The 24,246-nt window shown below is 70.9% G+C and carries 16 protein-coding genes; 10 read left to right on the forward strand and 6 right to left on the reverse strand.

Annotation, left to right across the window (positions count from 1 at the left end):
* Window positions 1-739: 739 nt before the first annotated feature.
* From MFF64_RS11075 to prfB, 4 genes are all read left to right on the forward strand, one after another.
* Window positions 740-2,071 (forward strand): N-acetylmuramoyl-L-alanine amidase, encoded by a 1,332-nt coding sequence (locus MFF64_RS11075; RefSeq protein WP_238190776.1) that lies wholly within the window; start codon window positions 740-742, stop codon window positions 2,069-2,071.
* 192 nt (window positions 2,072-2,263) lie between these two features.
* Window positions 2,264-4,690: a penicillin-binding protein 1A gene (locus tag MFF64_RS11080; RefSeq protein WP_099903830.1), complete on the forward strand. Its 2,427-nt coding sequence runs from the start codon at window positions 2,264-2,266 to the stop codon at window positions 4,688-4,690.
* Between the two features lie 100 nt (window positions 4,691-4,790).
* Window positions 4,791-7,049 carry an HAD-IIIC family phosphatase gene (locus MFF64_RS11085; RefSeq protein ID WP_238190811.1) on the forward strand — a complete coding sequence of 753 codons (2,259 nt, stop codon included), beginning with the start codon at window positions 4,791-4,793 and terminating at the stop codon, window positions 7,047-7,049.
* A 90-nt stretch (window positions 7,050-7,139) separates the two neighbouring features.
* Window positions 7,140-8,268, forward strand: a protein-coding gene (prfB, locus tag MFF64_RS11090) for a peptide chain release factor 2 (RefSeq protein ID WP_238190777.1) whose coding sequence is annotated in 2 segments (ribosomal slippage) — window positions 7,140-7,208 and window positions 7,210-8,268 — 1,128 coding nt in all. Because the reading frame shifts where the segments join, the coding sequence is not laid out codon by codon here.
* Between the two features lie 170 nt (window positions 8,269-8,438).
* Here the strand turns inward: prfB and MFF64_RS11095 are convergent.
* A complete protein-coding gene (locus MFF64_RS11095; RefSeq protein WP_238190778.1) occupies window positions 8,439-10,817 on the reverse strand; it encodes a caspase family protein in 2,379 nt (792 codons plus the stop codon).
* 154 nt (window positions 10,818-10,971) lie between these two features.
* Between MFF64_RS11095 and MFF64_RS11100 the strand changes: the two genes are divergently transcribed.
* A complete protein-coding gene (locus MFF64_RS11100) occupies window positions 10,972-12,222 on the forward strand; it encodes a NupC/NupG family nucleoside CNT transporter (protein ID WP_099898673.1) in 1,251 nt (416 codons plus the stop codon).
* Here MFF64_RS11100 and acmB read toward each other — a convergent pair.
* Window positions 12,209-13,423 carry a methyl acetate hydrolase AcmB gene (gene acmB, locus MFF64_RS11105; RefSeq protein WP_099898675.1) on the reverse strand — a complete coding sequence of 405 codons (1,215 nt, stop codon included), beginning with the start codon at window positions 13,421-13,423 and terminating at the stop codon, window positions 12,209-12,211. The genes MFF64_RS11100 and acmB overlap by 14 nt on opposite strands.
* Before the next feature lie 505 nt (window positions 13,424-13,928).
* Between acmB and MFF64_RS11110 the strand changes: the two genes are divergently transcribed.
* Window positions 13,929-14,099, forward strand: coding sequence for a hypothetical protein (locus MFF64_RS11110; RefSeq protein WP_165795485.1), 171 nt, complete (start codon window positions 13,929-13,931; stop codon window positions 14,097-14,099).
* A 37-nt stretch (window positions 14,100-14,136) separates the two neighbouring features.
* Here MFF64_RS11110 and MFF64_RS11115 read toward each other — a convergent pair whose 3' ends face one another.
* The 3 genes from MFF64_RS11115 to MFF64_RS11125 all read right to left on the reverse strand — a co-directional run bounded on the left by MFF64_RS11115 (window position 14,137) and on the right by MFF64_RS11125 (window position 17,955).
* A complete protein-coding gene (locus MFF64_RS11115; RefSeq protein ID WP_099898677.1) occupies window positions 14,137-14,643 on the reverse strand; it encodes an SgcJ/EcaC family oxidoreductase in 507 nt (168 codons plus the stop codon).
* A 371-nt stretch (window positions 14,644-15,014) separates the two neighbouring features.
* The gene (locus MFF64_RS11120) at window positions 15,015-16,850 is read right to left on the reverse strand and encodes an aminopeptidase P family protein (protein WP_099898679.1); all 1,836 of its coding nucleotides are present in this window, start codon (window positions 16,848-16,850) and stop codon (window positions 15,015-15,017) included.
* Between the two features lie 175 nt (window positions 16,851-17,025).
* Window positions 17,026-17,955: an AEC family transporter gene (locus MFF64_RS11125; RefSeq protein ID WP_099898681.1), complete on the reverse strand. Its 930-nt coding sequence runs from the start codon at window positions 17,953-17,955 to the stop codon at window positions 17,026-17,028.
* A gap of 630 nt (window positions 17,956-18,585) precedes the next feature.
* On the opposite strand from MFF64_RS11125, the gene MFF64_RS11130 reads away from it, so the two are divergent.
* Window positions 18,586-20,700, forward strand: coding sequence for an ATP-binding protein (locus MFF64_RS11130; protein WP_238190779.1), 2,115 nt, complete (start codon window positions 18,586-18,588; stop codon window positions 20,698-20,700).
* 64 nt (window positions 20,701-20,764) lie between these two features.
* On the opposite strand, the gene MFF64_RS11135 is transcribed toward MFF64_RS11130, so the two are convergent.
* Window positions 20,765-21,142 (reverse strand): hypothetical protein, encoded by a 378-nt coding sequence (locus MFF64_RS11135; RefSeq protein WP_133122949.1) that lies wholly within the window; start codon window positions 21,140-21,142, stop codon window positions 20,765-20,767.
* A gap of 265 nt (window positions 21,143-21,407) precedes the next feature.
* On the opposite strand from MFF64_RS11135, the gene MFF64_RS11140 reads away from it, so the two are divergent.
* From MFF64_RS11140 to poxB, 3 genes are all read left to right on the forward strand, one after another.
* Window positions 21,408-21,662: a hypothetical protein gene (locus tag MFF64_RS11140; RefSeq protein WP_099898683.1), complete on the forward strand. Its 255-nt coding sequence runs from the start codon at window positions 21,408-21,410 to the stop codon at window positions 21,660-21,662.
* Between the two features lie 14 nt (window positions 21,663-21,676).
* The gene (locus tag MFF64_RS11145; RefSeq protein ID WP_099898685.1) at window positions 21,677-21,952 is read left to right on the forward strand and encodes an adenylosuccinate synthase; all 276 of its coding nucleotides are present in this window, start codon (window positions 21,677-21,679) and stop codon (window positions 21,950-21,952) included.
* A 457-nt stretch (window positions 21,953-22,409) separates the two neighbouring features.
* Complete coding sequence (gene poxB, locus MFF64_RS11150) at window positions 22,410-24,143, forward strand: ubiquinone-dependent pyruvate dehydrogenase (RefSeq protein ID WP_099898687.1); 1,734 nt, start codon at window positions 22,410-22,412, stop codon at window positions 24,141-24,143.
* The last annotated feature ends 103 nt before the right edge of the window (window positions 24,144-24,246 follow it).

Below are 24,246 nucleotides of genomic sequence, written 5' to 3' on the forward strand. Positions count from 1 at the left end.
CGCCGCTGGACGGGGGCATCCGGGAACGGACCCCGAGGATGGAAACCTCGGGGATCCTGGCCGTGCGCGGGAGGACGAGCCTCCGTAGTCCGGTGCCGCCCCGGGCGCGAAGACCTGCGCCGGGAGGGCTCTCCCGTGCCGTGCCCGGTCGGGCGCGGCGGATGATGTCGTGCGGGGTGTGCCGTCAATCGCCGCTGCGCGCATCCACGCGCGCGAGGGGTTGACGATGGCCGGGGGCAGGGGACGCGGACGGGCGCGACGCCGGACGCGTGCGCCGGGGACGGCAGCTTCGAAATCCGAGGCTGTGCGTCCACGCATACTCCCACCGACCTTTCGAATCGAGGCGCCGGGACGCGAGGGTCCGGCCGCCGGTAAAAACGGGCGACGACGTTCACGAACGCCGTCGCGGATCAGCGACACCTGCCCGGCTCGCGAGATCGTCGGACGATCCGCCGGCGGCCGGCCAGCGCCGAAGCCGCTGCGGGAGCGCCCGGGCGAGCCCGTGGTCCGCGGCGAAAAGCCGGCGGCAACGGGCAGGGGTCATCATCATTACAGAGTGTCCGGCGGAATTTGCAAGCTTCATCACCGGGATCACGGGGGTTGAGGCCGGCGGGCCCGCCATGCCCCCTGTACCCTGGCGGCCACAGCTTCACGCTGGCGATCCGAAGACCTTCGCGATGCGTTAACCATGGCGCGGTTATCGCGTAACCGGGATGCCGCCTGAGGTCGCCGCGAGACCATGCCGACACGCGCACGTCCGATCCGCCTTCTCGTCCGCGCCAGCCTGCTGGCCGCGGGCCTTCTCGCGCCGGCCGCCGTCGGCGCCACCCCGTCGGTGCCGGACCGCGCCGCCGTGGAGCGTCCTGCCGCCGAGCGGCCCGCCGTGGCGATCGCCGCCGAGACCGGGGCCATCCCGGAGGGCGGCACCCGCCTGACCGTGGTGCTGTCGCGGCCGGTCGAGGCGCGGGCCTTCGTGATGGAGCGGCCGGACCGGGCGATCGTCGACCTGCCCGAAGTCAACTTCCAGCTGCCTCCCGAGGCCGGGCGCAAGCGCGACGGCCTCGTCGCCTCCTACCGCTACGGCCTGTTCGCGCCCGGGCGCTCGCGCATCGTCATCGACCTCGCGCAGGCCGCGACAGTCGCGCGGGTCGCGACGTCGACGCGCCCGCGGGACGGGGCGACGCTCCTCACCATCGACCTGTCCCGCAGCGACCGCGAGGCCTTCCGCCGCGCCGCCCAGCCGCCCGAGCCCGCCCGGGCGGCGAACCCGCCCACCGGCGAGGGGATCGACTCCCGTCCCCTCGTCATCGTCGATGCCGGCCATGGCGGCATCGATCCCGGTGCGATCGCGGGCAACGGCGTCTACGAGAAGGACATCGTGTTCGGGGTCGCCCAGGGGCTGGTGCAGCGCCTGGAGGCCGGCGGCCGGATCCGGGTGCAGATGACCCGCGACCGCGACGTGTTCGTGCCGCTCGCCGAGCGGGTCCGCATCGCTCGCGACGCCCGCGCCGACCTGTTCGTGTCGATCCACGCCGATTCGATCTCGGCCGCCCCGCAGGTGCGGGGCGCCACCATCTATACCGGCTCGGAGAAGGCGACAGACGCCGAATCGGCCCGGCTCGCCGACCGCGAGAACAAGGCCGACGCCACGGCCGGCGCCGACCAGGGCGACGGCCCGGGGGACGTCGCCGACATCCTCCAGGAACTCACCCTGCGCGAGACCCGCGGCTTCTCGGCCCGGTTCGCCAAGGGCCTGCTGACGCGTCTCTCCGGGGTGATGGAGATGAGCGTGAAGCCCCACCGCGAGGCGGGGTTCCGGGTGCTGCGCTCGCCCGACGTGCCCTCGGTCCTGGTCGAGCTCGGCTACCTGTCGAGCAAGCGCGACCTCGACCTTCTGCTCTCCGACGAGTGGCGGACCAACGTCACCGGCCAGATGGCCGGGGCGATCGAGGCGTTCTTCGCCGCCCGCCTGCCGCCCGCCGTCACCGCCCGCGGGGCGGAGGCGCCCCGGATCGGCAAGGCCGCCCAGATCGCTCCCGCCCAGATCGGACCCGCCCCAGTTTCACCATAGATCCCGTGTCGATAGGGCCCCGTCGGCCCCTCGCTGTCCTGGCTTTCGCGTGCCTCTTCCGCTAAGCGCGGGGCGGCGTCCCGCGTCGCCATGGCTGTCGCGTTCCCGTGAGGAGCCGTGCCTGGGCGTTGCCTCGGGCTTGAGTTTCGGGCCCACTCGGGCCGCGCGGCATCATCGACGGATCGGGTTTCGATGCGCTTCATCCTCCGCTTCTTCGGCTTCCTGTTCAGCATCGCGGCGATGCTCTTCGTCGTCGGTGCGGCAGCGGGCGGCTACTTCTACTGGAAGTACTCGCGCGACCTGCCCGACCACGCCGCGCTCGCCAATTACGAGCCGCCGGTGATGACCCGCGTCCACGCCGCCGACGGCAGCCTGCTCGCCGAGTACGCCCGCGAACGCCGGCTCTACCTGCCGATCCAGGCGATGCCGAAGATCGTCATCGCGGCCTTCCTGTCGGCCGAGGACAAGAACTTCTACAAGCATGGCGGCATCGACCCCGAGGGCATCGTCCGGGCGATCGTCACCAACGCCTCGAGCGGCAAGAAGCAGGGCGCCTCGACGATCACCCAGCAGGTCGCCAAGAACTTCCTGCTCTCCTCCGAGCAGACCCTCGACCGCAAGGTCCGCGAGGCGCTGATCGCGCTGCGCATCGAATCGACCTACTCGAAGGACAAGATCCTCGAGCTCTACCTCAACGAGATCTTCCTCGGCACGATCGTGCCGGGCCGCAACCTGCACGGCATCGCGGCCGCCGCGCTCGACTATTTCGGCAAGTCGGTGCACGAGCTGACGATCCACGAGGCGGCCTATCTCGCCGCCCTGCCGAAGGGCCCGAACAATTATCACCCGTATCGCCGCACCCAGCAGGCGCTGGCGCGTCGCAACGAGATCATCGGCCTGATGGCCCAGAACGGGTACATCACGAAGGAGGAGGCCGAATCGGAGCGCAAGCTGCCGCTCGGCGTCAACCCGCGCAACGTCTCGCCCAACACTGCCAACGCGAACTACTTCGCCGAGGAGGTCCGGCGCGAGATCTCCGAGCGCTACGGCGAGAAGAAGCTCTACGAGGGCGGCCTGTCGGTGCGCACCACCCTCGATCCGAAGATGCAGGCGATGGCCCGCCGCGCCCTCGTCGACGGTCTGGTGCGCTACGACCAGGCCCGCGGCTGGCGCGGGCCGAAGAGCCGGGTCGATCTCGCCGGCCGCGACTGGGGCATGGCGGTGGCCGAGGTGCCGGCGCTCGGCGACGTGCAGCCCTGGCGGCTCGCGGTGGTGCTCGACACCTCCGGCGGCCGGGCCACGATCGGCCTGCAGCCGAAGCGCGAGAGCTCGGGCCAGGTCTCGAAGGACCGCGAGACCGGGATCATCACGGCGGAGGGCGTGCGCTGGACCGGCCGCGGCGTCGCGGCGGCGCTGAACGCCGGCGACGTGGTCTATGTCGAGCGGATGGAAGGCAACGGCAACGCCTACCGCCTGCGGCAGATCCCGGAGGTCTCCGGGGCCATCGTCGCCATGGATCCCTATACCGGCCGCGTCCACGCGATGGTCGGCGGCTTCTCCTACGACGAGAGCGAGTTCAACCGCGCCACCCAGGCGATGCGCCAGCCCGGCTCGTCGTTCAAGCCGATCGTCTACTCGGCGGCGCTCGACAACGGCTACACCCCGTCCTCGATCGTGCTGGACACCCCGATCACCATTGAGGCCGGCCCGGGCCAGGAGGCGTGGTCGCCCTCGAACTACGACGGCAAGTCCGGCGGTCCGCACACCCTGCGCTACGGCATCGAGCACTCGAAGAACCTGATGACGGTGCGGCTCGCCAAGGATGTCGGCATGCCGCTGATCGCCGAGTATGCCCGCCGCTTCGGCGTCTACGACGACATGTTGCCCGTGCTGCCGATGTCGCTCGGGGCCGGCGAGACCACCGTGATGCGGATGGTCACCGCCTACTCGATGCTCGACAATGGCGGCCGGCGCATCCGCCCGACCCTGATCGACCGGATCCAGGACCGCAACGGCGAGACCATCTACCGCCACGACAATCGCAAGTGCATCGGCTGCGACGCCGAGAAGTGGTCGGGCCAGGACGAGCCGAAGCTGGTGGACGATTCCGAGCAGGTCCTCGACCCGCTCACCGCCTACCAGATCGTCTCGATCATGGAGGGCGTGGTCCAGCGCGGCACCGCCACCATCCTGAAGGAGATCGGCAAGCCGCTCGCCGGCAAGACCGGCACCACCAACGACGCCAAGGACGCCTGGTTCGTCGGCTTCTCGCCGGATCTCGCGGTGGGCATCTATATCGGCTACGACAAGCCGCGCTCCCTCGGCGACCGCGCCACCGGCGGCGGCCTCGCCGCCCCGATCGCCCGCGACTTCCTCAAGGCCGCGCTCAAGGACAAGCCGCCGACGCCGTTCCGCGTGCCCCCGGGCATCAAGCTGATCCGCGTCAACGCCGCTACCGGCACGCGCGCCGGCGGCTCGGAGGGCGGGCTGCTCGAAGCGTTCAAGCCCGGCACCGCCCCGCCCGACAGCTACTCGGCCCCGCCGAGCGCCCAGCCGGCCGCCCCGGCGGCGGTTCCGGCCGATGCGGACCGGGCAGCGCAGGCCGGCGGACTCTACTGACGGGTGCGCCGCCTCGCCATTTGGAAACGCATGCCGGCGTGAGGGCCATCGTGCGGCGATCGGCACGGGGAGCCCCGCCGCGAGACGGACGACCCACGTGATGCTGCATCTTGGCAAGAGCCTCCCGCCCCAGAAGCTCGTGGCGACGCGCTGGGCCTTCGCCACCGCCGAGGGGCATCCGCTCTCGGCGAATGTCCACTTCGCGCCTGACGGGGCGATCGCCGGCGACAGCCCGCTCGGTGGCGACCGCTGGTCGATCGAGGGCGAGGAGTTTCGTCTGTCCTCGACCAAGGGGCAGGATTCGTGGCGCGCCGATCACCTCTACGTCCGGGACGGCAGCCTGCATGTCTCGCTGCGCGGGGTCGAGGATCCGAGCCGGGAGGCGCTGCTCTACGAGTGCACGCCCGACGGGCATCTGGGCTTCGGCGGCCAGGCCGGGCTGCCTGCGGGCGAGTTCCTGTTCCCCCGCGACCTGCAGGTCACGCCGACCGGCCTCACCCGGGTCCTGCTCGTCGGCTCGTGCCTGACCGAACTCTATCACCGCACCTACGTGCAGGCGATCCCCGAGGTCGCCTTCGACTACGTGCTGTTCAACAGCGCCAGCGACCTGCCCGCGACCCCGCCCCACCCGGTCGGTTCCTACGATTTCCAGTACCTGCAGATCCCGCTGCGCACCGTGCTGACCGACCGGATCATCACCGGCGGGCGCATCTTCGATCCGGCCTTCCTCGATCAGACCTATCGCGACGGCTGCATGATGATCGACGCGATGCTGGAGGCCGGGCTCGCCTATAACCGGGCGCACGGGCTGCTGACCTTCGTGTCGACCTTCATCGTGCCGCAGCTCGACATCGTCGCCGGCCTCGACCGGCGACTCGCCGACGGCGATATCGCCTTCCTGATCCGGCGCCTGAACCACTACATCGCGCAGGCCATCAAGCCCTATAAGAACGTCTTCCTGTGCGACGTCGATGCGGTCGCCTCCAGCCTTGGCAAGCGCTACTTCCTCGACGACATCACCGGCTTCTACACCCACGGCTCCAACGTCCAGCAGGACGGGGTCGACCTGATGCCCGCGGCCCGGATCGAGCCGGTGCCGCTCCTCAACACCTTCTACGAGTCGCGCCAGCGCGAATTCCTGCTCGCGGTCTACGAGCAGGCGGTGGCGACCTACCGCACGGTCCGGCAGATGGACCAGGTCAAGGCGGTGATCTTCGACCTCGACAACACTCTGTGGCGCGGCCTCATCGCCGAGGATTTCCACCCCGACCGCTTCCCCTGGCCGCGCGGCGGCTGGCAGAACGGGATCTGGGAGGCGATCCAGCACCTGCGCGCCCGCGGCATCCTGGTCGCGGTCTGCTCCAAGAACGACCACCACATCGTCGAGGCGCATTGGGACAACGTCGTCGATCCGCCGTTCCTGAAGCTGTCAGACTTCGCGCTGGCGAAGATCAACTGGCAGCCGAAGGCCGAGAACGTCGCCGAGATCTGCCGCGCCTTCAACCTGACGCCGAAGAGCGTACTGTTCGTCGACGACAACCCGGTCGAGCGGGAGGCGGTGCGCCACGCCCTGCCGGAGATCCGCACCATCGGCTCGAACCCCTACCTGACCCGGCGCATCCTGCTCTGGGCGCCTGAGCTCCAGCTGCCCCGGCTCTCGGCCGAAGCCACCTTGCGCGAGACCTCGATCCGCAACCAGGCCGCCCGCGAGGAGACCCGGGCGAAGCTCAGCCGCGAGGAGTTCCTGGCCGGACTCGGCTGCGCGGTGGAGTTCACCCGCGTCACCGGGCCCGAGCAGCCGGAATTCCCCCGCATCCTCGAACTCACCAACAAGACCAACCAGTTCAACACGACAGGCAAGCGCTGGACCCATCCCGAGATCCTGGCCTTCCTGGGCGAGGGCGGCGAGATCCACGCCTTCCGGGTCAAGGACCGGTTCTCGGAATACGGCCTCGTCGGCATCCTCTACGCCAAGGGCGCGGACGTCGTGCAGTTCGTGATGAGCTGCCGGGTGCTCGGCATGGAGGTCGAGAAGGCGGCGCTCGCCTATCTCTGCGCCCGGATCCGCGAGCGCAGGCCTGCTTCCGCCATCACCGGCCTCCTGGTCGAGACGCCGGCGAACGGGCCCTGCCGCGAGGTGTTCGCGCGCGCCGGTTTCGCGCGGGCTGCGGCCGACGGCGACGGCCTCGCCTTCCGGCTCGCCCCGGACCAGGACGTGGTCGCGCCGGCCCACGTCGCGGTGACGCCGGAGATCGGGTTGAAGCGCGCGGCGAACGACGCCTTGGGCCCGGCCGCGCGCGCGGCCCGGGCCGGCGGCCTGGGATGGACCAAGCGCCTGTTCGGCCTCGGGCGGCGGTAGGGCATTGCCCACTGGGCAAGCGCCGTTTACACCCGCCGCCCCCGGCGCTATCACCCTGGCCCCACCCTCACGCGAGTGAACCCACACCAGATGCGCGCCGAGATCGAGCAACTCTCGGATGCCGCCAAGCAGTCGATCGGACTGCTGAGGAGGCATCTTTGACTGGGATACCGTTGACAAGCGCCTCGCGGAGCTGAACGCCCGCTCGGAGGACCCCTCGCTCTGGAACGATCCGGAGGAGGCCCAGAAGGTCATGCGCGAGCGCACGCAGCTCGACGACGCCGTCACGGCGATCCGGCGCCTCGAGCAGGGGCTGGAGGACGGCGCGACGCTGATCGAGCTCGGCGAGATGGAGGATGATGCCGCCAGCATCCGCGAGGGCGAGGAGCAGATCCGCGCCGTGCAGGCGGAAGCCGCGCGCCGCCAGATCGAGACCCTGCTCTCGGGCGAGGCCGACGGCAACGACACCTATCTCGAGGTCCATGCCGGCGCCGGCGGCACCGAGAGCCAGGACTGGGCCAACATGCTCCAGCGCATGTATTCCCGCTGGGCCGAGCGCCGGAAGTACAAGGTCGACATCGTCGAGTGGTCGGACGGCGAAGAGGCCGGGATCAAGGGCGCCACGCTGCTGATCAAGGGCCACAACGCCTATGGCTGGCTGAAGACCGAATCGGGCGTGCACCGCCTGGTGCGGATCTCCCCCTACGATTCCAATGCCCGGCGGCATACCAGCTTCGCCAGCGTCTGGGTCTATCCGGTGATCGACGACCGGATCACGATCGAGATCAAGGAATCGGATTGCCGGATCGACACCTACCGCTCGTCCGGCGCCGGCGGCCAGCACGTCAACACCACCGATTCGGCGGTGCGCATCACCCACAACCCGACCGGGATCGTGGTGGCGTGCCAGCAGGAGCGCTCGCAGCACAAGAACCGCGCCACCGCCTGGAACATGCTGCGCGCCCGCCTCTACGAGCTCGAGCTGAAGAAGCGCGAGGAGAAGGCCAATGCCGAGGCGGCCTCGAAGACCGATATCGGCTGGGGCCATCAGATCCGCTCCTACGTGCTCCAGCCCTACCAGCTGGTGAAGGACCTGCGCACCGGCGCCCAGTCGACCAGCCCCGACGACGTCCTCGATGGCGACATCGACGACTTGATCGAGGCCTCGCTGGCCCACCGTGTCTATGGCGGGGCCGAGGCCGTCGAGGACATCGACTGAGGGTTCAGGGCCTTCGATGACGAAAGGGGGCGCGGTGCCTCCTCCGATCTGGGGGAGGCACCGCGCCCCTTTCTCTTGGCTTGGGCGTTCCGAACACTCCCAACAGTCAATGACACGGTGGATTTCACGAGCGACGAGCGGCGAGCGGCGAGAGGTCGACGGCGACGATACTACCGGCAGGGCGGCCCACCCGGGTGTCCGCAGCCGCGCCCCGGCGGCGGGGCGTGGGGGGTCGGGCGCGGCGCGGCTTGCGACGGGTGCGGCTGCATCGGCTGGGGCCGCGGCGCCATCATCTGCGGCTGGCGCAGGGCCTGGGCCTGCTGGCGCCGCATCGCGTCCTGCATCTCCTGCTGCTGGCGCTGCATCATCTGCTGGGCTTCGGAGCGCTGACGTCCTTGTGCCTGCACCGCCTGCTGACGCTGGATCGCCTGCTGGCGCGCCGCCTGCTCCATCCGCATCCGCTGCATCCCGTCTTCCGGCCGCGGCGCTCGGGCAGGGGCGGCCAAGCGGGGCGGCTGCGCCGCCGGAGGTTGCATGACCGGTCGCGGGGCTTGCGCGGGGGCGACCAGACGCGGCGGCTGGACCGGGCGCGAGGGCACGATCGGTGGCCGCACGCCCTGGGGCTGCAGCCCCTGCGGCGGCGCAGCAGCGGCCGGTCCCTGTGGGGGGCGGGCAGCGAGGGCGGGTTGTCCCGGACGACCCGCGGCCGGGGATTGCCCCGCGGGTTGCGCGGCGGGCGGCGGGTCATGACTCTGAATTGGGCCTGGAATCTGGCCAAGCCCGACGGGCCGCCCACCCGGCTGCGGTCCGGCGGGCCGTCCGGCGACGGCCGGCCGCGGGATGCCGCCCGCACCGGGCAGCGGCTGCGCAGGATTCGGGTGAGGCCCGGCCGGGGCCTGCGGCGTGATCTGGCCGGGCAGGCTCGGCCGCAGGGCGGTCGCGCCGGGAGGCGGTCCGCCCACCGGCCCGTTGGCACGCGGGATCTGGCCCGGCGCGCCCTGCGGGTCCGGCCGCAGCGTCGCCTTCCGGGCGAGGGCCGGCGGCAGGGCGACCCTGGCCGCCGCCGCGCCGAGCGCCGCCCCTGCGACCGCGCCGGCCACCGGCCCGAGGCCGGGCGCTCCGGGCGGCGCCGGCTCGGGACCATGCTCGAGCACGACCGTGGTGGTCTGGACGTGCAGGTTCTGGAACAGCACCGGGTTCGGCGGCGGCACCACGGCCGGGGGCGCCACGACGTAAGTGGGAACCGGGACGTAGGTCGGGACCGGCAGGATGTAGGCCTCGACCGGCGGCGGGGGCGGGGCCAGCTCGACCAGCACGGCCGGCCGCGGCGGCAGGAAGGCGACGGGCGGCGGCGGCAGGGCGTAGGCCGGATCGTCGAGGAAGAGCGCCGGCCGCTCGACGTAGAGCACCTCATCGGGTGGTGGCGGCGGCACGTCGTAGGCGAGTGCGCGGTAATCCGGCGGTGGCGCGACGGCGGCGGCGAGTGCCGAGAGGCGTCGGCGCGCGTCCCAGGCATGGGGCCCGCGCGGATAGCGGCCGAGATAGGACCAGTAGGCCTCCGGCGTGTTGGCGAGCGCGCTGCGCCGCCAGGTCAGGGCCTCGCGCCGGGCCGCGATGATCGCCCGCACGCGCTTGGCCAGTGGGTCGCGCGGATAGGCGGCGACGAACTCCTCGTAACCCGCCAGGGTGTCGCGGCCGAGGCAGGCGGCGTAGGCCTCGCGCGCGCCGATCTCGCCGAGCGGCTTTGCCGGCGGCTCGAACCCGGCCAGCGCCGGGGCCCCGGCCTCCCGCTCCAGGAACACGAACGGCGCCTCGATGCGCGAGGCGCTCCACGGCACTTCAGCCCCGCGGGTCGCCTCGGCCACCCGCAGGCGCACCCGCTCGAACAGGGCGGCGGGCGTGAGCCCGCCTTCGCGGATCATCTCGACGAGCGCCAGCGCGTAGGCGCCGTAGGGGCCGGTTTCCACCGGGCCGACGGTGCCGGGGGCGGCGTTGGTCGCGATCAGGCTGCCGGGCTCGGCCTCGACGAGCGGCAGGCCGCCGGCCAGGGGATCGCCGCGCAGGCGGAACGGCGCCGTCCGGGCGGCGTCGAGCACCACGAAGCGGGCCTTGAGCGGCAGGGCGGCGAGGCGCTTGACGTAATCCGAGACCCGCAGGGCCTGGAGCGGCACGTCGGAGGCGGTCTCGATCCGGGCGTCGACCGGCGCGAAATAGGCCTCGTTCTCGAGCTGCAGGCCGTAGCCGGAGAGGTACAGGAACGCCACCGCGTCCGGTCCCGCCGCCGCGGCCTTGTCGGTGAAGTCGCGCAAGCTGCGCCGCAGGGATTCCTCGTCGAGGTCGCGGGCGCCGACGACGTCGAACCCCGCCGCCTGCAAGGTCTGGGCGACGAGGCCGGCATCGTTGGCGGCGGTCGGGATCGCGCCTGCCGCGTAGGCGCCGTTGCCGACGACGAGGGCGATCCGCCGCTCGGCCGCGGCCGCCGGGAGGGCGGTGGCGACGAAGCCCGCCAGGGCCGCGAGGGCGAGAAGCAGGTATCGGAGCGGCGGCATGGCTTGGCCCTCCCGTGACGGTGGGGGTCGGGGGCGTCCCCCATCTCGAACCGTCGCGTTTGAACGGGCACTGAACGACGCGGCATCAGCCTTGCTGGGACCTGCCCAGCTGGATCCGGCCCGAGAGTGAGAACCTGCCGGTGAGGAAGCCTGAATGCCGGACCGCCTGATCCACGCCGCCGCCAGCATCGCGCTCTTGATCGCGATCGCGATCCTGTTCTCCACCAACCGCCGCGCGATCCGGCCGCGGCTGGTCGTGTCGGCCCTCGGCGTCCAGGTCGGCATCGGCGCCCTGGTGCTGTTCTGGCCCGCGGGCCATGCCGTGCTCGGGGGCCTCGCCGGCGCGGTCCAGGCGGTCCTGTCCTACGGCGACAAGGGCGTGGCCTTCCTGTTCGGCGGCCTCGTCGAGCCGAAGATGTTCGAGTTGTTCGGCAGCGGCGGCTTCGTGCTGGCGCTCCGCGTGCTGCCGCCGATCATCTACGTCTCCGCACTGATCGCGGTGCTGTATCATTTCGGCGTGATGCAGGCGCTCGCCCGGGGGCTCGGCGCCGCGCTCCAGCGGGTGCTCGGCACCTCGCGGATCGAGACCTTCGCGGCGGTCATCACCATCTTCATCGGGCAGAGCGAGATCGCCGTGGCGTTGCGGCCGTTCCTGGCGCTCCTCACCGGGGCCGAGCTGTTCGCCGTGATGACGAGCGGGGCGGCCTCCACCGCCGGCTCGATCCTCGCCGGCTACGCGGCGCTCGGCGTGCCGATGCCCTACCTGATCGCCGCCTCGTTCATGGCGATCCCCGGCGGGCTCCTCTACGCCAAGATCCTGGTGCCCTCGACCGAGCCGAGCCGGGTCAAGACCATGCGGGTCACCTTCGGCGAGACCCAGGCCGTCAACGTGATCGAGGCCGCCGCCGACGGCACCCAGAAGGGCCTCGCGGTGGCGGTGGCGGTCGGCGCGATGCTGATCGCGTTCGTCGGGCTGATCGCCCTCGTCAATGGCATCGTCGCCTATGCAGGCGGCCTCGTCGGAATGCCCGGCGCCTCGATCGAGGGACTGCTCGGGTGGGCGCTGGCGCCGCTCGCCTGGCTTCTCGGCGTGCCGTGGGACCAGGCGACGCTCGTCGGCGGCGCCATCGGCCAGAAGCTCGCCTTCAACGAGTTCCTGGCCTACGCCAATCTCTCGCCGGTGCTGAAGAGCGGCGAGCTCGGGCCCCGCAGCACCGCGATCCTGTGCTTTGCCCTGTGCGGCTTCGCCAACCTGTCGTCGATCGCGATCCAGCTCGCAAGCTTCGGCAGCCTGGTGCCCGAGCGCCGGGCGGAGGTGGCCTCCTACGGGCTGCGGGCGATCCTGGCGGGCACGCTGTCGAACCTGACCAGCGCGGCCATTGCGGGGGTGTTTATCGGGGCCTGACGCTCGCGTAGACTGCGCTCTCGAAATCGAGGTAGTTCGCGACCGAGGCCGGATCGGCGAAGGGGAAGAGTTGCGTGCCCCAGAAGCCCCCGACCCCCGCATTCCGGTCGATCCAGAAGTAGAGGTTGGCGAGCCCGGCCCAGGCGAGCGAGCCCGCCGAGCGCCCGGTCGGCGCCGCCTCGTCGTTGATCATGAAGCTCAGGCCCCAGGATTTCGGCATCCCGGGGAAGAACTCGGCGTCGTGCGAGAGGTGACGCTTCACCCCCGGCAGGGCGCGGATCTTGAGCGTCGGCCCGAGGCCGTTCGTCGCCGCCATGGCGACGGTCTCCGGCCGCAGCACCGGCCCGTGCGGACCAGCGCCGTCGTTGAGCCACATCCGGACGAAGCGCAGGTAGTCCTCGGCGGTCGAGTAGAGCCCGTGACCACCCATCTCGACCTCCGGCTCCTGCGGCAGCTCGAAGCCGGCGACGACCGTGAGGCTGCCGTCCTCGGCTCGCTGGTGCATCCGGGCGAGGCGGCCGCGCATGGCGGGCGTCAGCGTGAAGCCGGTCGAGTCCATGCCGAGGGGGGAGAAGATCCGCTCCCGCATCACGGCGCCGAGGCGCTGCCCCGTCACCGCCTCGACCACCTGCCCGGCCCAGTCGATGTTGCTGCCGTACTCCCAGGATTCGCCGGGATCGAACAGCAGCGGCGTCATCAGCGAGGCGCGGGTGCCGGTGGTCACGCTCGGCCGTTTGCTCTCGCGCAGGAGCCGGGCGTAAGACGCGTTGAAGATGTCGTATCCGAAGCCGGCCGTGTGCAGCAGCAGCATCCGGGTGGTGATCGGGCGCGCCGGCGGGCGCAGGCGCAGGGAGCCGTCCTCGGCGAAGCCCTCGAGCACCTGGATCTCGTCGAGGGCCGGCACGTAGGCGGAGGCCGGCGCGTCGAGGTCGAGCCTTCCCTCCTCGGCGAGCTGCAGCACGGCAGTGGCGGTGACCGCCTTGGTGGTGGAGAAGATCGCCATCACCGTGTCGGTGGTCATCGGCGCATCCTCGCCCCGCTGCCCGGCGGCGCCGGCATAGAGCGTCCGCTCCCGGTCGGTCGCCATGGCCACCACGCCGGGCAAGCCCGGCCTCTGTCCCGTCACGCCGGTCAGGCGAGGGGCTTGATCCACCCCGCGCCGCAGGACCGCGTCCGCCGCGCCCTTGAGATCGTCGCCCATCGGCATCCTCCCGGCTCTGTTCTCGGCTGTCGCAGCCTACCGCGCCGGGCGTCGTCGTGTCAGGCCCGGGCAACGGCCGATCACCCCGTCGCGAGCGTCGCATGGGTACGCCCTCGCGCCGCCTTCGGGCCGGATCGACGGACGAGCGCGAGTTCGGGCATCGCGACCCGAACGGGAGGCCGGACATCGCGTCGATGCCGCATGCGTGACGCCACCCTCTCATCAGAATGAGGGATGACGGCACCCGCTTCGATCTCTACGCCAGTCGGGAATAGAGAAGCAGTCTTGAACGTGCTCCGCCGGGCCTCTGCTTCGGTGGTGAGACGATCACGGGTCTTCGGCGCGCCGGACCAAGCATCCCATCGCGCGCAAACGGAGCGAACGTCGGAGAGGCGCGGCCCTCGTCGGCCCGCGACATCGTGAGCGGGCCGGCCGGTGCCGCAGATTCGCTCGAAGACCGCCGAAGACCAGCCCGGCCCTCCGGAATGGGCCGCAGGAGGCCGACATGCGTGTTTTGACCGCTCTCTGCGCCCTCGCCCTCGCCACCGGGCTGTTCTGGGGCACGATGCTGACCCGCCCGCCGACCAGCGAGGCCCGGCCCGGGATCGGCATCGACACCCGCGAGATCACGCTGCGCGCGCATCTCGAGGATGCCGACCCTTGCGACGCGAATTGAGGCGGCGTCGCATCGCCGCCATTCTCGCTTTCCCTGCTCAATGCTCCTTGGCGGCGGCGGTGACGGTGACGACCGGCTCCGGCATCGCCGAGGAATGGTGGTGCGCGATCAGCCACTCGCCGTCCTTCAGCACGTAGACGAAGCTGTAGCGCGCCGGCACGACCACCTGCTCGCCCGGGTTCTTCCCGTCGAGCAGGAAGGTGTAGGTGCCGACATCGGTCGCCAGGTTGCAGCCGACCCGGATCGTGTGCGTGTTGATGATGCCCTGCGGGTGCTTCGCCAGGAAGTGCACGAAGTAGTCCTGGATCATCGCCCGGTCGGTGCGCGGCGTGTTGGACACCGTCGGCAGCAGCACGGCGTCGGGCGCGTAGTTCGCCGTGACCTTCGCCGGATCGAGCGTTGCCAGCGACTTGTTCCAGCGTTCGAACAGGTCCTCGATCTGGCGCTCGCTCACCGCGGTACAATCCATCGCCTCGGCCCGCGCCGGCGCGGCGGCGAGCATCATCACTCCGGCGGCCAGGGCCGCGAGCATCGTCGTCTTCATATCCGGTTTTCCCCTGCCGCGATCGGCAACCGGACAATACAGCGGCGATGCTCCGCAATCGATAAGAATGCGCACGGTTCCGTACAGGTATTCAAATCTTGCGATCTAGATCGAAATATATAGAACTAACTGATCTGCTATTAAACAGTTAAAATCTGGTCCACGATTTGTCGGATCGGCCCTCGTGGGGCCGACGCGCTCTAGGCCGTTCCGGGGCCGTGCAGCGGAGCCCGGCAGCCGGATGCTGAGGTGATGTCGAACGAGGCACTTGCGTCCCGCTCTATTCTGAAGCTTGCGGATTCCGGGTTCCGCTTTCGCGGTCCCGGAATGACGCGGAGAGTTTGAATACTGCCGGTGCAAGTCAGTCGATCTCAAGTAAAGGAAGCGACCGGCTGCGTCGCCGCGATGAGCCACTGGCGGGTCTGCGGATCGACCAGATCCGACAGCGCCGCGCGCACCCGGGCGTGGTAGGCGTCGAGCCAGGCGGTCTCCTCCTGGGTGAGCAGCTCCGGCTTCACCAGCGCGAGGTCGATCGGCGCGAGGGTCAGGGTCTCGAAGCCGAGCATCGGGCGCTCGGCGCCCGTCACGTCCCGCTCCTCGACCAGGACCAGGTTCTCGATCCGGATGCCGTAGGCACGGGTTTTGTAGTAGCCCGGCTCGTTCGAGACGATCATGCCGGGTTGCAGCGCCACCGTGCCGGTCTTGGCGATGCGCTGCGGCCCCTCGTGCACCGACAGGAAGGCGCCGACGCCGTGGCCGGTGCCGTGATCGAAGTCGAGGCCGGCCTCCCAGAGCGGGCGGCGGGCGAAGGCATCGATCTGCGCGCCCGTGGTGCCGCGGGGGAAGACCGCGGTGGCGATGGCGATGTGGCCCTTCAGCACCCGGGTGAAGCGGTCGCGCATCTCCGGGCTCGGCGTGCCGACCGCCACCGTGCGGGTGATGTCGGTGGTGCCGTCGCCGTATTGCGCACCGGAATCGATCAGGAACAGCTCGCCCGGCTGCACCCGCCGGTCGGTGCCGCGGGTGACGCGGTAATGCACGATGGCGCCGTTCGGCCCGGACCCCGAGATGGTCGGGAAGGCGATCTCCCGCAAGGAGTTGGCCTCGGCGCGGAACGCCTCGAGCCGCACCACCGCGTCGATCTCCGACACGGCGCCGCCCGGGGCCTCCCGGGCGAGCCAGGCGAGGAAGCGGGTCACCGCGGCGCCGTCGCGGACATGCGCGGCGCGGGAGCCGGCGATCTCGGCCGCGTTCTTCACCGCCTTCATGGCGGTGATCGGGTCGGGCCCGACATCGATCGTGCCGCCGGCCGTCGTGATCCGCCGGCCGAGCGCCACGGCGCCGGTGGCGGCATCGACCCGCACCCGGGCCTTGGCGGCGCCCAGGCCGTCGAGGGCCGCCGGCAGCGCCCCCGGCTCGTCCCGCTCGGCGAGGCCGTCGAGGACACCCGCAGCCTCCTCCGTCACCTTCTCGGGGTCGAGGAAGAGGCGCGGCGCGCCCTCCCGCGGGATCACCGCGTAGCCGAGGGGGAGGGGGGTGTGGGCCACGTCGCTGCCGCGCAGGTTGAACACCCAGGCGAGGTTGTGCGGGTCCGACACGACCAGCGCGTCGAGCCGCGCCTTCGCCAGCGCCTCGCGCACCCGCCCGAGCTTCACCGCCGCCGCCTCGCCGGCCAGGTTCTCCGGATGCGGCACCACCGGCGCCCGCGGGGCGCTCGGACGGTCGATCCAGACCAGATCGACGAGGTTGAGGGGGGTGGCCTCGACGCGTCCGCCCGCGGTCTTGGCGGCGCGCTCCAGCCGGGCGAGCCCGTCCGGGGTGTGCAGCCAGGGATCGTAGGCCAGCACTCCGCCCGCCGGCAGGTTGGCCTCGATCCAGGCCTCGACGCTGGTCTCGGCCAGCGGCACCGGGGTGACGATTGCGGTATCGACCTGCTCGGCGGCCTGGAGGGTGTAGCGCCCGTCCACCACCAGGGCGGCCTTGTCCGCGAGCACGACCGCCGTGCCGGCCGACCCGGTGAAGCCGGTGAGCCAGGCCAGCCGCTCGGCGTTGGGGGGCACGTATTCCGACTGGTGCTCGTCGGCCCGCGGCACGACGAAGCCGGACAAGCCTCTCTGCGCCATCGCGGCCCGGAGCGCGGCGATCCGCGCCGCGCCCTCCCGGTGGCTGGGATCCTCGAAGCTCTGGAAGCGGGCGGTCTGGCTCATGCCCCCTGGGGTACGACGCCGAGGGCGGGGCGGCAACCGCCGCCGTCGGGCCGGCCGCGGGTTTCGCCGGCGGCGGTTGATCTCCATGAAAGAATGACGGCGCGGAGGCAGGGAGCACCGGTCGCCGGTAGGACAGCCATTCGCCCGCCGCAGGCGGCCGCACGGTCACAGGGCGTCAGGCCAGCCAGGCGACGAGCAGCGACACGGTGACGACCGAAGCGAGGTGCGACAGGAGGATCGCCCCCGAGGTCACGCCGGCCTCGAGTCCGTAGAGCTTGGCCAGCGTGAACGGCCCCGAGCCGATCGGCAGGGCGCTGAGCAGCACGGCCGCCCGCGCCCACAGGTCCGGCACCGCGAAGACCTTGTAGACGAGGAGGGCCGTCACCGTCGGTTGCAGCACCAGCTTGAGGACGACGAGGACGGCCATCGGGCGGACCTCCGTGAAGCCCACCCGCTCCTGCGCGAGGAAGAGCCCGATGCAGACCAGCGCGCAGGGCGAGGCCGCGCCGCCGAGGAGCGCCGCGAAGCGCTCGACCGGACCCGGCACCGTGAGGCCGGTGAGGCCGACCGCGAGGCCGGCGAGCGGCGCGATCAGCAGCGGGTTGCGCACCAGCGCCAGCACCACCTTGCGGGCGGTGCCGGACCCTGCCCCTTTCTGAAGATCGAGCTCGATCAGCACGATCGCGGACAGGAACAGCACGCAGGCGGTGAACAACGTCGCGATCACCGCCGCCGGCAGGCTCGCCGGCCCGAAGACCAGGAGGCAGAGCGGGATGCCCATGAAGCCGACATTGCTGTAGCCGGCATCCAGCCCCTCGATGCAGGCCTGGGCCCCGCGCAAACCCCGCCCGAGCCCGAGCAGGTACGCCACCGCGAAGGCCGCCGCGATGCCGCCTGCGAAGGCCGCCGCGAACCCGACCTGGGCGACCTGGTCCGGCGTGATCTTCGCCATCGCGCCGAACATCAGCGCCGGCAGGGCGAGGTAGATCGCGAACCGGTTCAGGCTGTCGGCGGCGGCCGGCCCGAACAGGGCGGTGCGGCCAGACAGGAAGCCCGCCAGGATCAGCGCGAAGATGGGAAGGGCGGCGTTGAGGACGGCCTGCATCGGGGGGGACGGCGCCGGGACCGGGCGGAGCGCCGGCGAGGCCCGCTTTGGTCCAGCTTGCCGGGCGGCGCAAGGGCGGGAGGTCTGTGCCCCCGGCGGGAGGTCTGCGCCCCCGGCGGGACGGGGCGGCAGCGGAGGTGGGTCGGAGGCGCGCCGATCCCGGTCGTCGGGTGCGTCGCCTGCCGGCTTTCCGTCGGATGGACCGGCGGCGCCCCGGAACGCCGAACCCGATCCCCAACCGTCGCCGTCCTCGCTTCCAGCATCAGAATCCGTCGGCTTGGCCCGGGAACGGCGGTCGGCCGTCGTTGACTCGGTGCCCGAAAGCCGACATTCGGCGGCCTTCTCCCAAGCGGAGATCCGCGCGAACGGCCGGCGCGACGCGTAACCTTCGCGGCCGAGCACCCGCAAATTGCCCGCAATCGTGCCGCAGGACATCGCCAGGAACTCGCGGGCCGGTACGGCCTGCGCGTCCCGCTTCCAGCCAAGGTCGCACGGCGCTCGCACCCGGGAGCCGGCACTGACGCGGCACGCGCCGTCACGGACCTCGACGATCCGGACGGGGGCCACCGCCGCTTTCATTGCTCACGCGGTCCCCTTAGGTGAGCGGTCAGCATCAAGAAGGTATCGTTCGTGTCGGCGGCCGTTCTGAAATCCCTCTCCCGCGAGGAACTCGAGGCCGAGGTCCTGCGCCTGCGCACGACAGAGGCCGCCCTGCGCGTCAGCGAGGAGCGGTTCCGGACGATCCTGGAGACGGTCGATGCGGCCTTCGCCATCGTCCAGGTCAAGTTCGATGCCGACGACCGGCCGGTGGATTACCGATTCCTGGAGGCCAACCCCGCTTTCGAGCGCGAGGCCGGGGTCAACCTGCGCGGCAAGTGGGTCACCGAGTTCGCGCCGGAACTCGAGCGGTTCTGGTTCGAGACCTACGGGCGCGTCGCCAAGACCCGGGAGCCGGCGAACTTCGAGAGCTACGCCAAGGCGTTCTCGCGCTGGTTCGACGTGCGGGCGGTGCCGGTCGGAGAGCCAGTCGACCGGCAGATCGCCATCATCTTCAACGACGTGACCGCACGGCGCGAGGCGGAGGAGCGGCTGCGCGCCAGCGAGGCCCTCGCGCGCGCCAACATCGAGCGCGTGCAACTGGCACTTGAGGCTGGTGCCATCATCGGAACGTGGCACTGGGACCTGCCCACCGATCGGTTCACGGTCGATGACGGGTTCGCCCGCAGCTTCGGGCTCGATCCGGCGCTCGGCCGCGACGGCATCCCCCTCGCCAAGATCGTCGCGACCGTGCATCCGGACGACCAGGCGGGGTTGGCCGCCGCGATCGACGCGGTCGTCGCCCGGGGTGGTGCCTACGCGCACCAGTACCGGGTGCGCCGGGCGGACGGACGCTACTACTGGATCGAGGCCAACGGCCGGGTCGATCACGGGCCGGACGGTATGCCGCTGAGCTTTCCTGGGGTGCTCCTCGACGTCGAGGAGCGCCGCGCCGTCGAGCAGGAGCGCGACCGGGCCATCGCCCAGCTGCGCGCCCTGACCGAGACCCTGGAGCAGCGCGTCGGCGAGCGCACGGCCGAGCTGATGCACGCCGAGGAGCAGCTCCGCCAATCGCAGAAGATGGAGGCGGTCGGCCAGCTGACCGGGGGCCTCGCGCACGACTTCAACAACCTGCTCGCCGGCATCTCCGGCAGCCTGGAGCTGATGAACGCCCGCATCACCCAGGGCCGCCTCAGGGAGGTCGACAAGTACATGGTCGCCGCGCAAGGGGCGACGAAGCGGGCGGCGGCGCTGACCCACCGTCTCCTGGCCTTCTCGCGCCGGCAGACGCTCGCCCCGAAGGGGACGGACGTGAACGCCCTGGTCGGCGGCATGCTCGACCTGATCCAGCGCACGGTCGGACCCGGGGTGCAGCTCGAGATGGTCGGTCCGGACGATCTCTGGCCCGCCCTGGTGGACCCGTCCCAGCTGGAGAACGCCCTCCTCAACCTCTGCATCAACGCGCGCGACGCGATGCCGGATGGAGGGCACATCATCATCGAGACCGCCAACCGCCGGATCGACCCGCACGCGGCCCGACGGCAGGACATGCCGGAAGGCGAGTACCTGTCGCTCAGCGTCGCCGATACCGGCACCGGCATGGCGCCCGAGGTGGTCGCCAAGGCGTTCGACCCGTTCTTCACGACCAAGCCGCTCGGCCAGGGCACGGGCTTGGGCCTGTCGATGATCTACGGCTTCGCCAAGCAGTCGGGCGGCCAGGTCCGCATCCATTCCCGGGTGGGGGAGGGCACGACGGTCAGCATCTACCTGCCCCGCCACCGGGGCGAGGCGGAGCGCGACGAGGCGCTGCCGCAAGGCGGCCTGCTCCCGGTCGCCGAGGCCGGCGAGACGGTGCTGGTCGTGGACGACGAGCCCAGCGTGCGCATGCTGGTCACGGACGTCCTCGGCGAACTCGGCTACACCGCCGTGGAGGCGGCCGACGGGGCCGGCGGACTCAAGGTCCTTCAATCCGGTGCGCGCATCGACCTCCTCGTTACCGATGTGGGGCTGCCCGGCGGCCTGAACGGCCGCCAGATGGCGGATGCGGCGCGGGCGGCCCGTCCGGACCTCAAGGTGCTGTTCATCACCGGCTACGCCGAGAACGCCCTGCTCACCAACGGCCAGCTCGACCCCGGCATGGCGGTCCTGACCAAGCCCTTCGCCGTCGATGCCCTGGCGGCCCGCATCCGCGAGATGATCGCGCGCTGATTTCGGGCAGGGTTGCGCAGGCTGCTGGCAAACGGAGCGGCCGCTCGTGGTGGGAGGCGGCCCATCAATCCGTTGCGAGATAGGCCGATGCCTCCAAATCGAAGCCGAAGCGGCCTGCCGCCACAACCACGTCGTTCGGCACGAGCAGTGAAACGCTCGTGCGATCACCCTCGATGAAGAGGCCCACATCCAGGGATGGCCGTCCAATTTCTCCTCGTCCAAAGTAACTTAGCAAGACCGGGCCAACCCTCTCCATGAGAGCGAGCACGTCTGCCCAGATGCACTCTTCGGGGGCATCGATCTGAGCGTAGCTGGTGCCATTCGCGGCGGACGCTTCGAACCGATCGAGGTGGCCGACAGCGATCTCCAGTGACGTTCGTGACACTGTCACGTCGGGAATGCGAAGGACGGCGTCGATGGCGGGTTTTGACGGATCGGCCATGCGCGCTGTTTCGGATGGCACGCCTGTTTCCGCAACGGACCGGACATAGCCCCTCGCATCGCCGAGCCGATCGGGGCTTGGTGCCGGAAATCCGGTAACCTTGCATGCTTGGCTGGCCGCTTCGATCCGTTCCCCTCGTCGCGCCAGCCGCGACGACGGCGCGGTGGAGCCGCGCCGGGCGATGCTCTAGAACGAAAAAAGAACAGGTGGGCCGGCGGTTTACGGCCGCGCCTGAGGTTGCCGGCGTGGCGACGGGAGACACAGGATGGCGATGCGGACGACCTTCATGGTGCAGACGTTCGAGGTGCACCGGAAGCGGTTGCGGCCCGGCGCGCGGGACGTGGCGCCGACGGAGAGCGGGGCGCTCAAGCGCGCCGAGGCGATCGCCGGCCGGATGCCAGGCGCGGCGGCCCTGCGCATCGTCGCCGACGACGAGACCGGCGAACTCGAGAGCGTGACGATTCTCGGCCAGTTCGGCGAGATCCCGGACGACTTCGCCGAGCAGGTCAGCGGCGGCTAGGAGAGGAGAGAACCATGGCCTTCAAGGCGAAATCCGCGGCCGAGACCAAGGCGGCGGAGCTGGCCGCGATCCTGATCCGGATCGCGGACCGGGAGGGCGCGCCGGTCCAGATCGGCGTCGACGAACTCCGGCGGGCGAGCCCGCGCCTGACGCCGCTGGCGATCGGGCAGATGTTCCGCCGGCACCGCGACGACCTGGAGTCAGCTCTGTCGGAGCGCGGCTACACCCTCGTCGACTACGCCGACCAGGGTCCCGGGCGCGGAATGGAGTTCGAGATCGCACCGGCCTGACCGCGACGAGACCGAGCGTCATGCGCCGGGCACATGACAGCCTGCACGGATTCCGGATTGTGCAGTGCGAAAAAGCATGGGATACACGTCTCACGCAAGGACGCGATGGCGTCGCGGACTTGCCAGCCCTCTTGGGCGTTTCCTCCCTAGACTTTGGGCCGCCCGCAAGGGTGGCCTTTTTTCTTTTCGGCGCTCCGTTTGCTTGTTGTTTCTTGACGCCCCTCGGCTGGGATGCGTGCGCCCCGGTGAGGACATGGCTGCGGCCGATTGCGAGCAGCCGGCCGCTGATGCCGACCGGCCCTGCCGCAATGGCAACGATCCCCAACTTAGCTTTAAAGGAAGTCCCCTTTCGGGGAGCGCGCCCTAGATCAGGCTCCGGGATGGGGCGCCTCGAAGAGAGATCTTTTCCTCGCCCGCAGCGGCCGAGCCGCGGCGGCGCAGCACGCAGGAGCTTGTCATGTCGGGCCGCACCGTTGCCGATCTCTGCATCGAGACCCTGGAACATGCCGGCGTGGAACGCGTCTACGGCGTCGTCGGCGACAGCCTGAACGGTCTCACCGAGGCGATCCGGGCCCGGGGAAAGATCCGCTGGGTGCATGTGCGCCACGAGGAGGTGGCGGCCTTCGCGGCCTCCGCCGAATCGCAAGGAACGGGCGGGCTCGCCGTCTGCGCCGGCTCCTGCGGGCCGGGCCATCTCCACCTCATCAACGGCCTCTACGACGCCCACCGCTCCCGCACGCCGGTGCTGGCGATCGCCGCGCACATCCCCTCGGCGGAGATCGGCACCAACTACTTCCAGGCCACCCATCCCGAGGAGCTGTTCCGGGAGTGCAGCCACTATTGCGAGCTGGTCTCCGATCCGGCGCAGCTGCCTTACGTCCTCGAGATCGCGATCCGCACCGCGATCGGAAAGGGCGGCGTCGCGGTGGTGGTGATCCCGGGCGACGTCGCGCTGAAGGAGGCGCCCGAGCGGGCGCTCGCCGCGCCCAAGACCCTGGCCCCGAAGCCGCCGATCGTCCTGCCGCCGGCGGACGAGCTCGATGCGCTGGCCGATCTCCTCAATGGGACCGAGAAGGTGACGTTGTTCTGCGGCCGCGGCTGCGCCGGGGCGCGGGACCAGGTGATCCGCCTCGCCGAGGCCCTGCAGGCGCCGGTGGTGCACGCGCTCGGCGGCAAGGAGCACGTCGAGAGCGACAACCCCTACGACGTCGGCATGACCGGGCTGATCGGCTTCTCCTCCGGCTACGCCGCGATGGAGGCCTGCGACGCCCTGGTCCTGCTCGGCACCGACTTTCCCTATCGCCAATTCTATCCCGAGACAGCGAAGATCGCCCAGATCGACATCCGGCCGGAGAATCTCGGCCGCCGCTGCCGGCTCGATCTCGGCCTCGTCGGCGACGTCGCGGTGACCATCGCGGGCCTGCTGCCGCGGCTGAAGGGCAGCCGGGATTCGAGCCATCTGGAGCGCTGCCTGAAGCACTACGCCAAGGCCCGCGAGGGCCTCGACGACCTCGCCACCGGCAAGCCCGGCCGCAAGCCGATCCACCCGCAATACCTGACCCGGCTGGTCAGCGAGGCGGCGAGCCCCGACGCGGTGTTCACGGCCGATGTCGGCACGCCGACGATCTGGGCGGCGCGCTACCTCAGGATGTCCCAAGGCCGGCGGCTGATCGGCTCCTGGGCGCACGGCTCGATGGCCAACGCCATGGCGCACGCGATCGGGCTGCAGGCGTCGCAGCCGGGCCGTCAGGTGATCGCGCTCGCGGGCGACGGCGGCTTCACCATGCTGATGGGCGACCTCCTCACGCTGGTGCAGGAGAAGCTGCCGGTGAAGGTCGTGGTGTTCAACAACGGCACCCTGGGCTTCGTCGAGATGGAGATGAAGGCCGCCGGCTATCTCGATACCGGTGTCGCGCTCCAGAACCCCGACTTTTCCGCCATCGCCCGCGCCGCCGGCCTGCACGGCCGCCGGGTCGAGGATCCGGGCGAGCTGGAGGGGGCGCTTGCCGAGATGCTGGCCCATGACGGCCCGGCCCTCCTCGACGTGGTGACGAACCGCCAGGAGCTCGCCATGCCGCCCCGGATCCAGGCCGAACAGGTGAAGGGCTTCAGCCTCTACGTGATGCGGGCGGTGATGAACGGCCGCGGCGACGAGATCCTCGACCTCGCCAAGTCCAACCTGATCCGGTGAGCGATTCCGCTGGGAGACCGGGGCGGCGCCGGCGCGCCGTCCCTCATCCACACGACGAGGTCATCGACCGGGCGGTCACCGAGAGCGGCAGTCGACCGGAGCC

This window comes from Methylobacterium frigidaeris, from assembly GCF_022179185.1.
Classification (GTDB): Bacteria; Pseudomonadota; Alphaproteobacteria; order Rhizobiales; family Beijerinckiaceae; genus Methylobacterium; species Methylobacterium frigidaeris.

What these genes read in the sequence shown, in the direction of transcription:
- MFF64_RS11075 (WP_238190776.1), top strand. Translation starts at nt 740, where the DNA reads ATGCCGACACGCGCACGTCCGATCCGCCTTCTCGTCCGCGCCAGCCTG.
- MFF64_RS11080 (WP_099903830.1), top strand. Translation starts at nt 2,264, where the DNA reads ATGCGCTTCATCCTCCGCTTCTTCGGCTTCCTGTTCAGCATCGCGGCG.
- MFF64_RS11085 (WP_238190811.1), top strand. Translation starts at nt 4,791, where the DNA reads ATGCTGCATCTTGGCAAGAGCCTCCCGCCCCAGAAGCTCGTGGCGACG.
- MFF64_RS11095 (WP_238190778.1), bottom strand. Translation starts at nt 10,817, where the DNA reads ATGCCGCCGCTCCGATACCTGCTTCTCGCCCTCGCGGCCCTGGCGGGC.
- MFF64_RS11100 (WP_099898673.1), top strand. Translation starts at nt 10,972, where the DNA reads ATGCCGGACCGCCTGATCCACGCCGCCGCCAGCATCGCGCTCTTGATC.
- acmB (WP_099898675.1), bottom strand. Translation starts at nt 13,423, where the DNA reads ATGGGCGACGATCTCAAGGGCGCGGCGGACGCGGTCCTGCGGCGCGGG.
- MFF64_RS11110 (WP_165795485.1), top strand. Translation starts at nt 13,929, where the DNA reads ATGCGTGTTTTGACCGCTCTCTGCGCCCTCGCCCTCGCCACCGGGCTG.
- MFF64_RS11115 (WP_099898677.1), bottom strand. Translation starts at nt 14,643, where the DNA reads ATGAAGACGACGATGCTCGCGGCCCTGGCCGCCGGAGTGATGATGCTC.
- MFF64_RS11120 (WP_099898679.1), bottom strand. Translation starts at nt 16,850, where the DNA reads ATGAGCCAGACCGCCCGCTTCCAGAGCTTCGAGGATCCCAGCCACCGG.
- MFF64_RS11125 (WP_099898681.1), bottom strand. Translation starts at nt 17,955, where the DNA reads ATGCAGGCCGTCCTCAACGCCGCCCTTCCCATCTTCGCGCTGATCCTG.
- MFF64_RS11135 (WP_133122949.1), bottom strand. Translation starts at nt 21,142, where the DNA reads ATGGCCGATCCGTCAAAACCCGCCATCGACGCCGTCCTTCGCATTCCC.
- MFF64_RS11140 (WP_099898683.1), top strand. Translation starts at nt 21,408, where the DNA reads ATGGCGATGCGGACGACCTTCATGGTGCAGACGTTCGAGGTGCACCGG.
- MFF64_RS11145 (WP_099898685.1), top strand. Translation starts at nt 21,677, where the DNA reads ATGGCCTTCAAGGCGAAATCCGCGGCCGAGACCAAGGCGGCGGAGCTG.
- poxB (WP_099898687.1), top strand. Translation starts at nt 22,410, where the DNA reads ATGTCGGGCCGCACCGTTGCCGATCTCTGCATCGAGACCCTGGAACAT.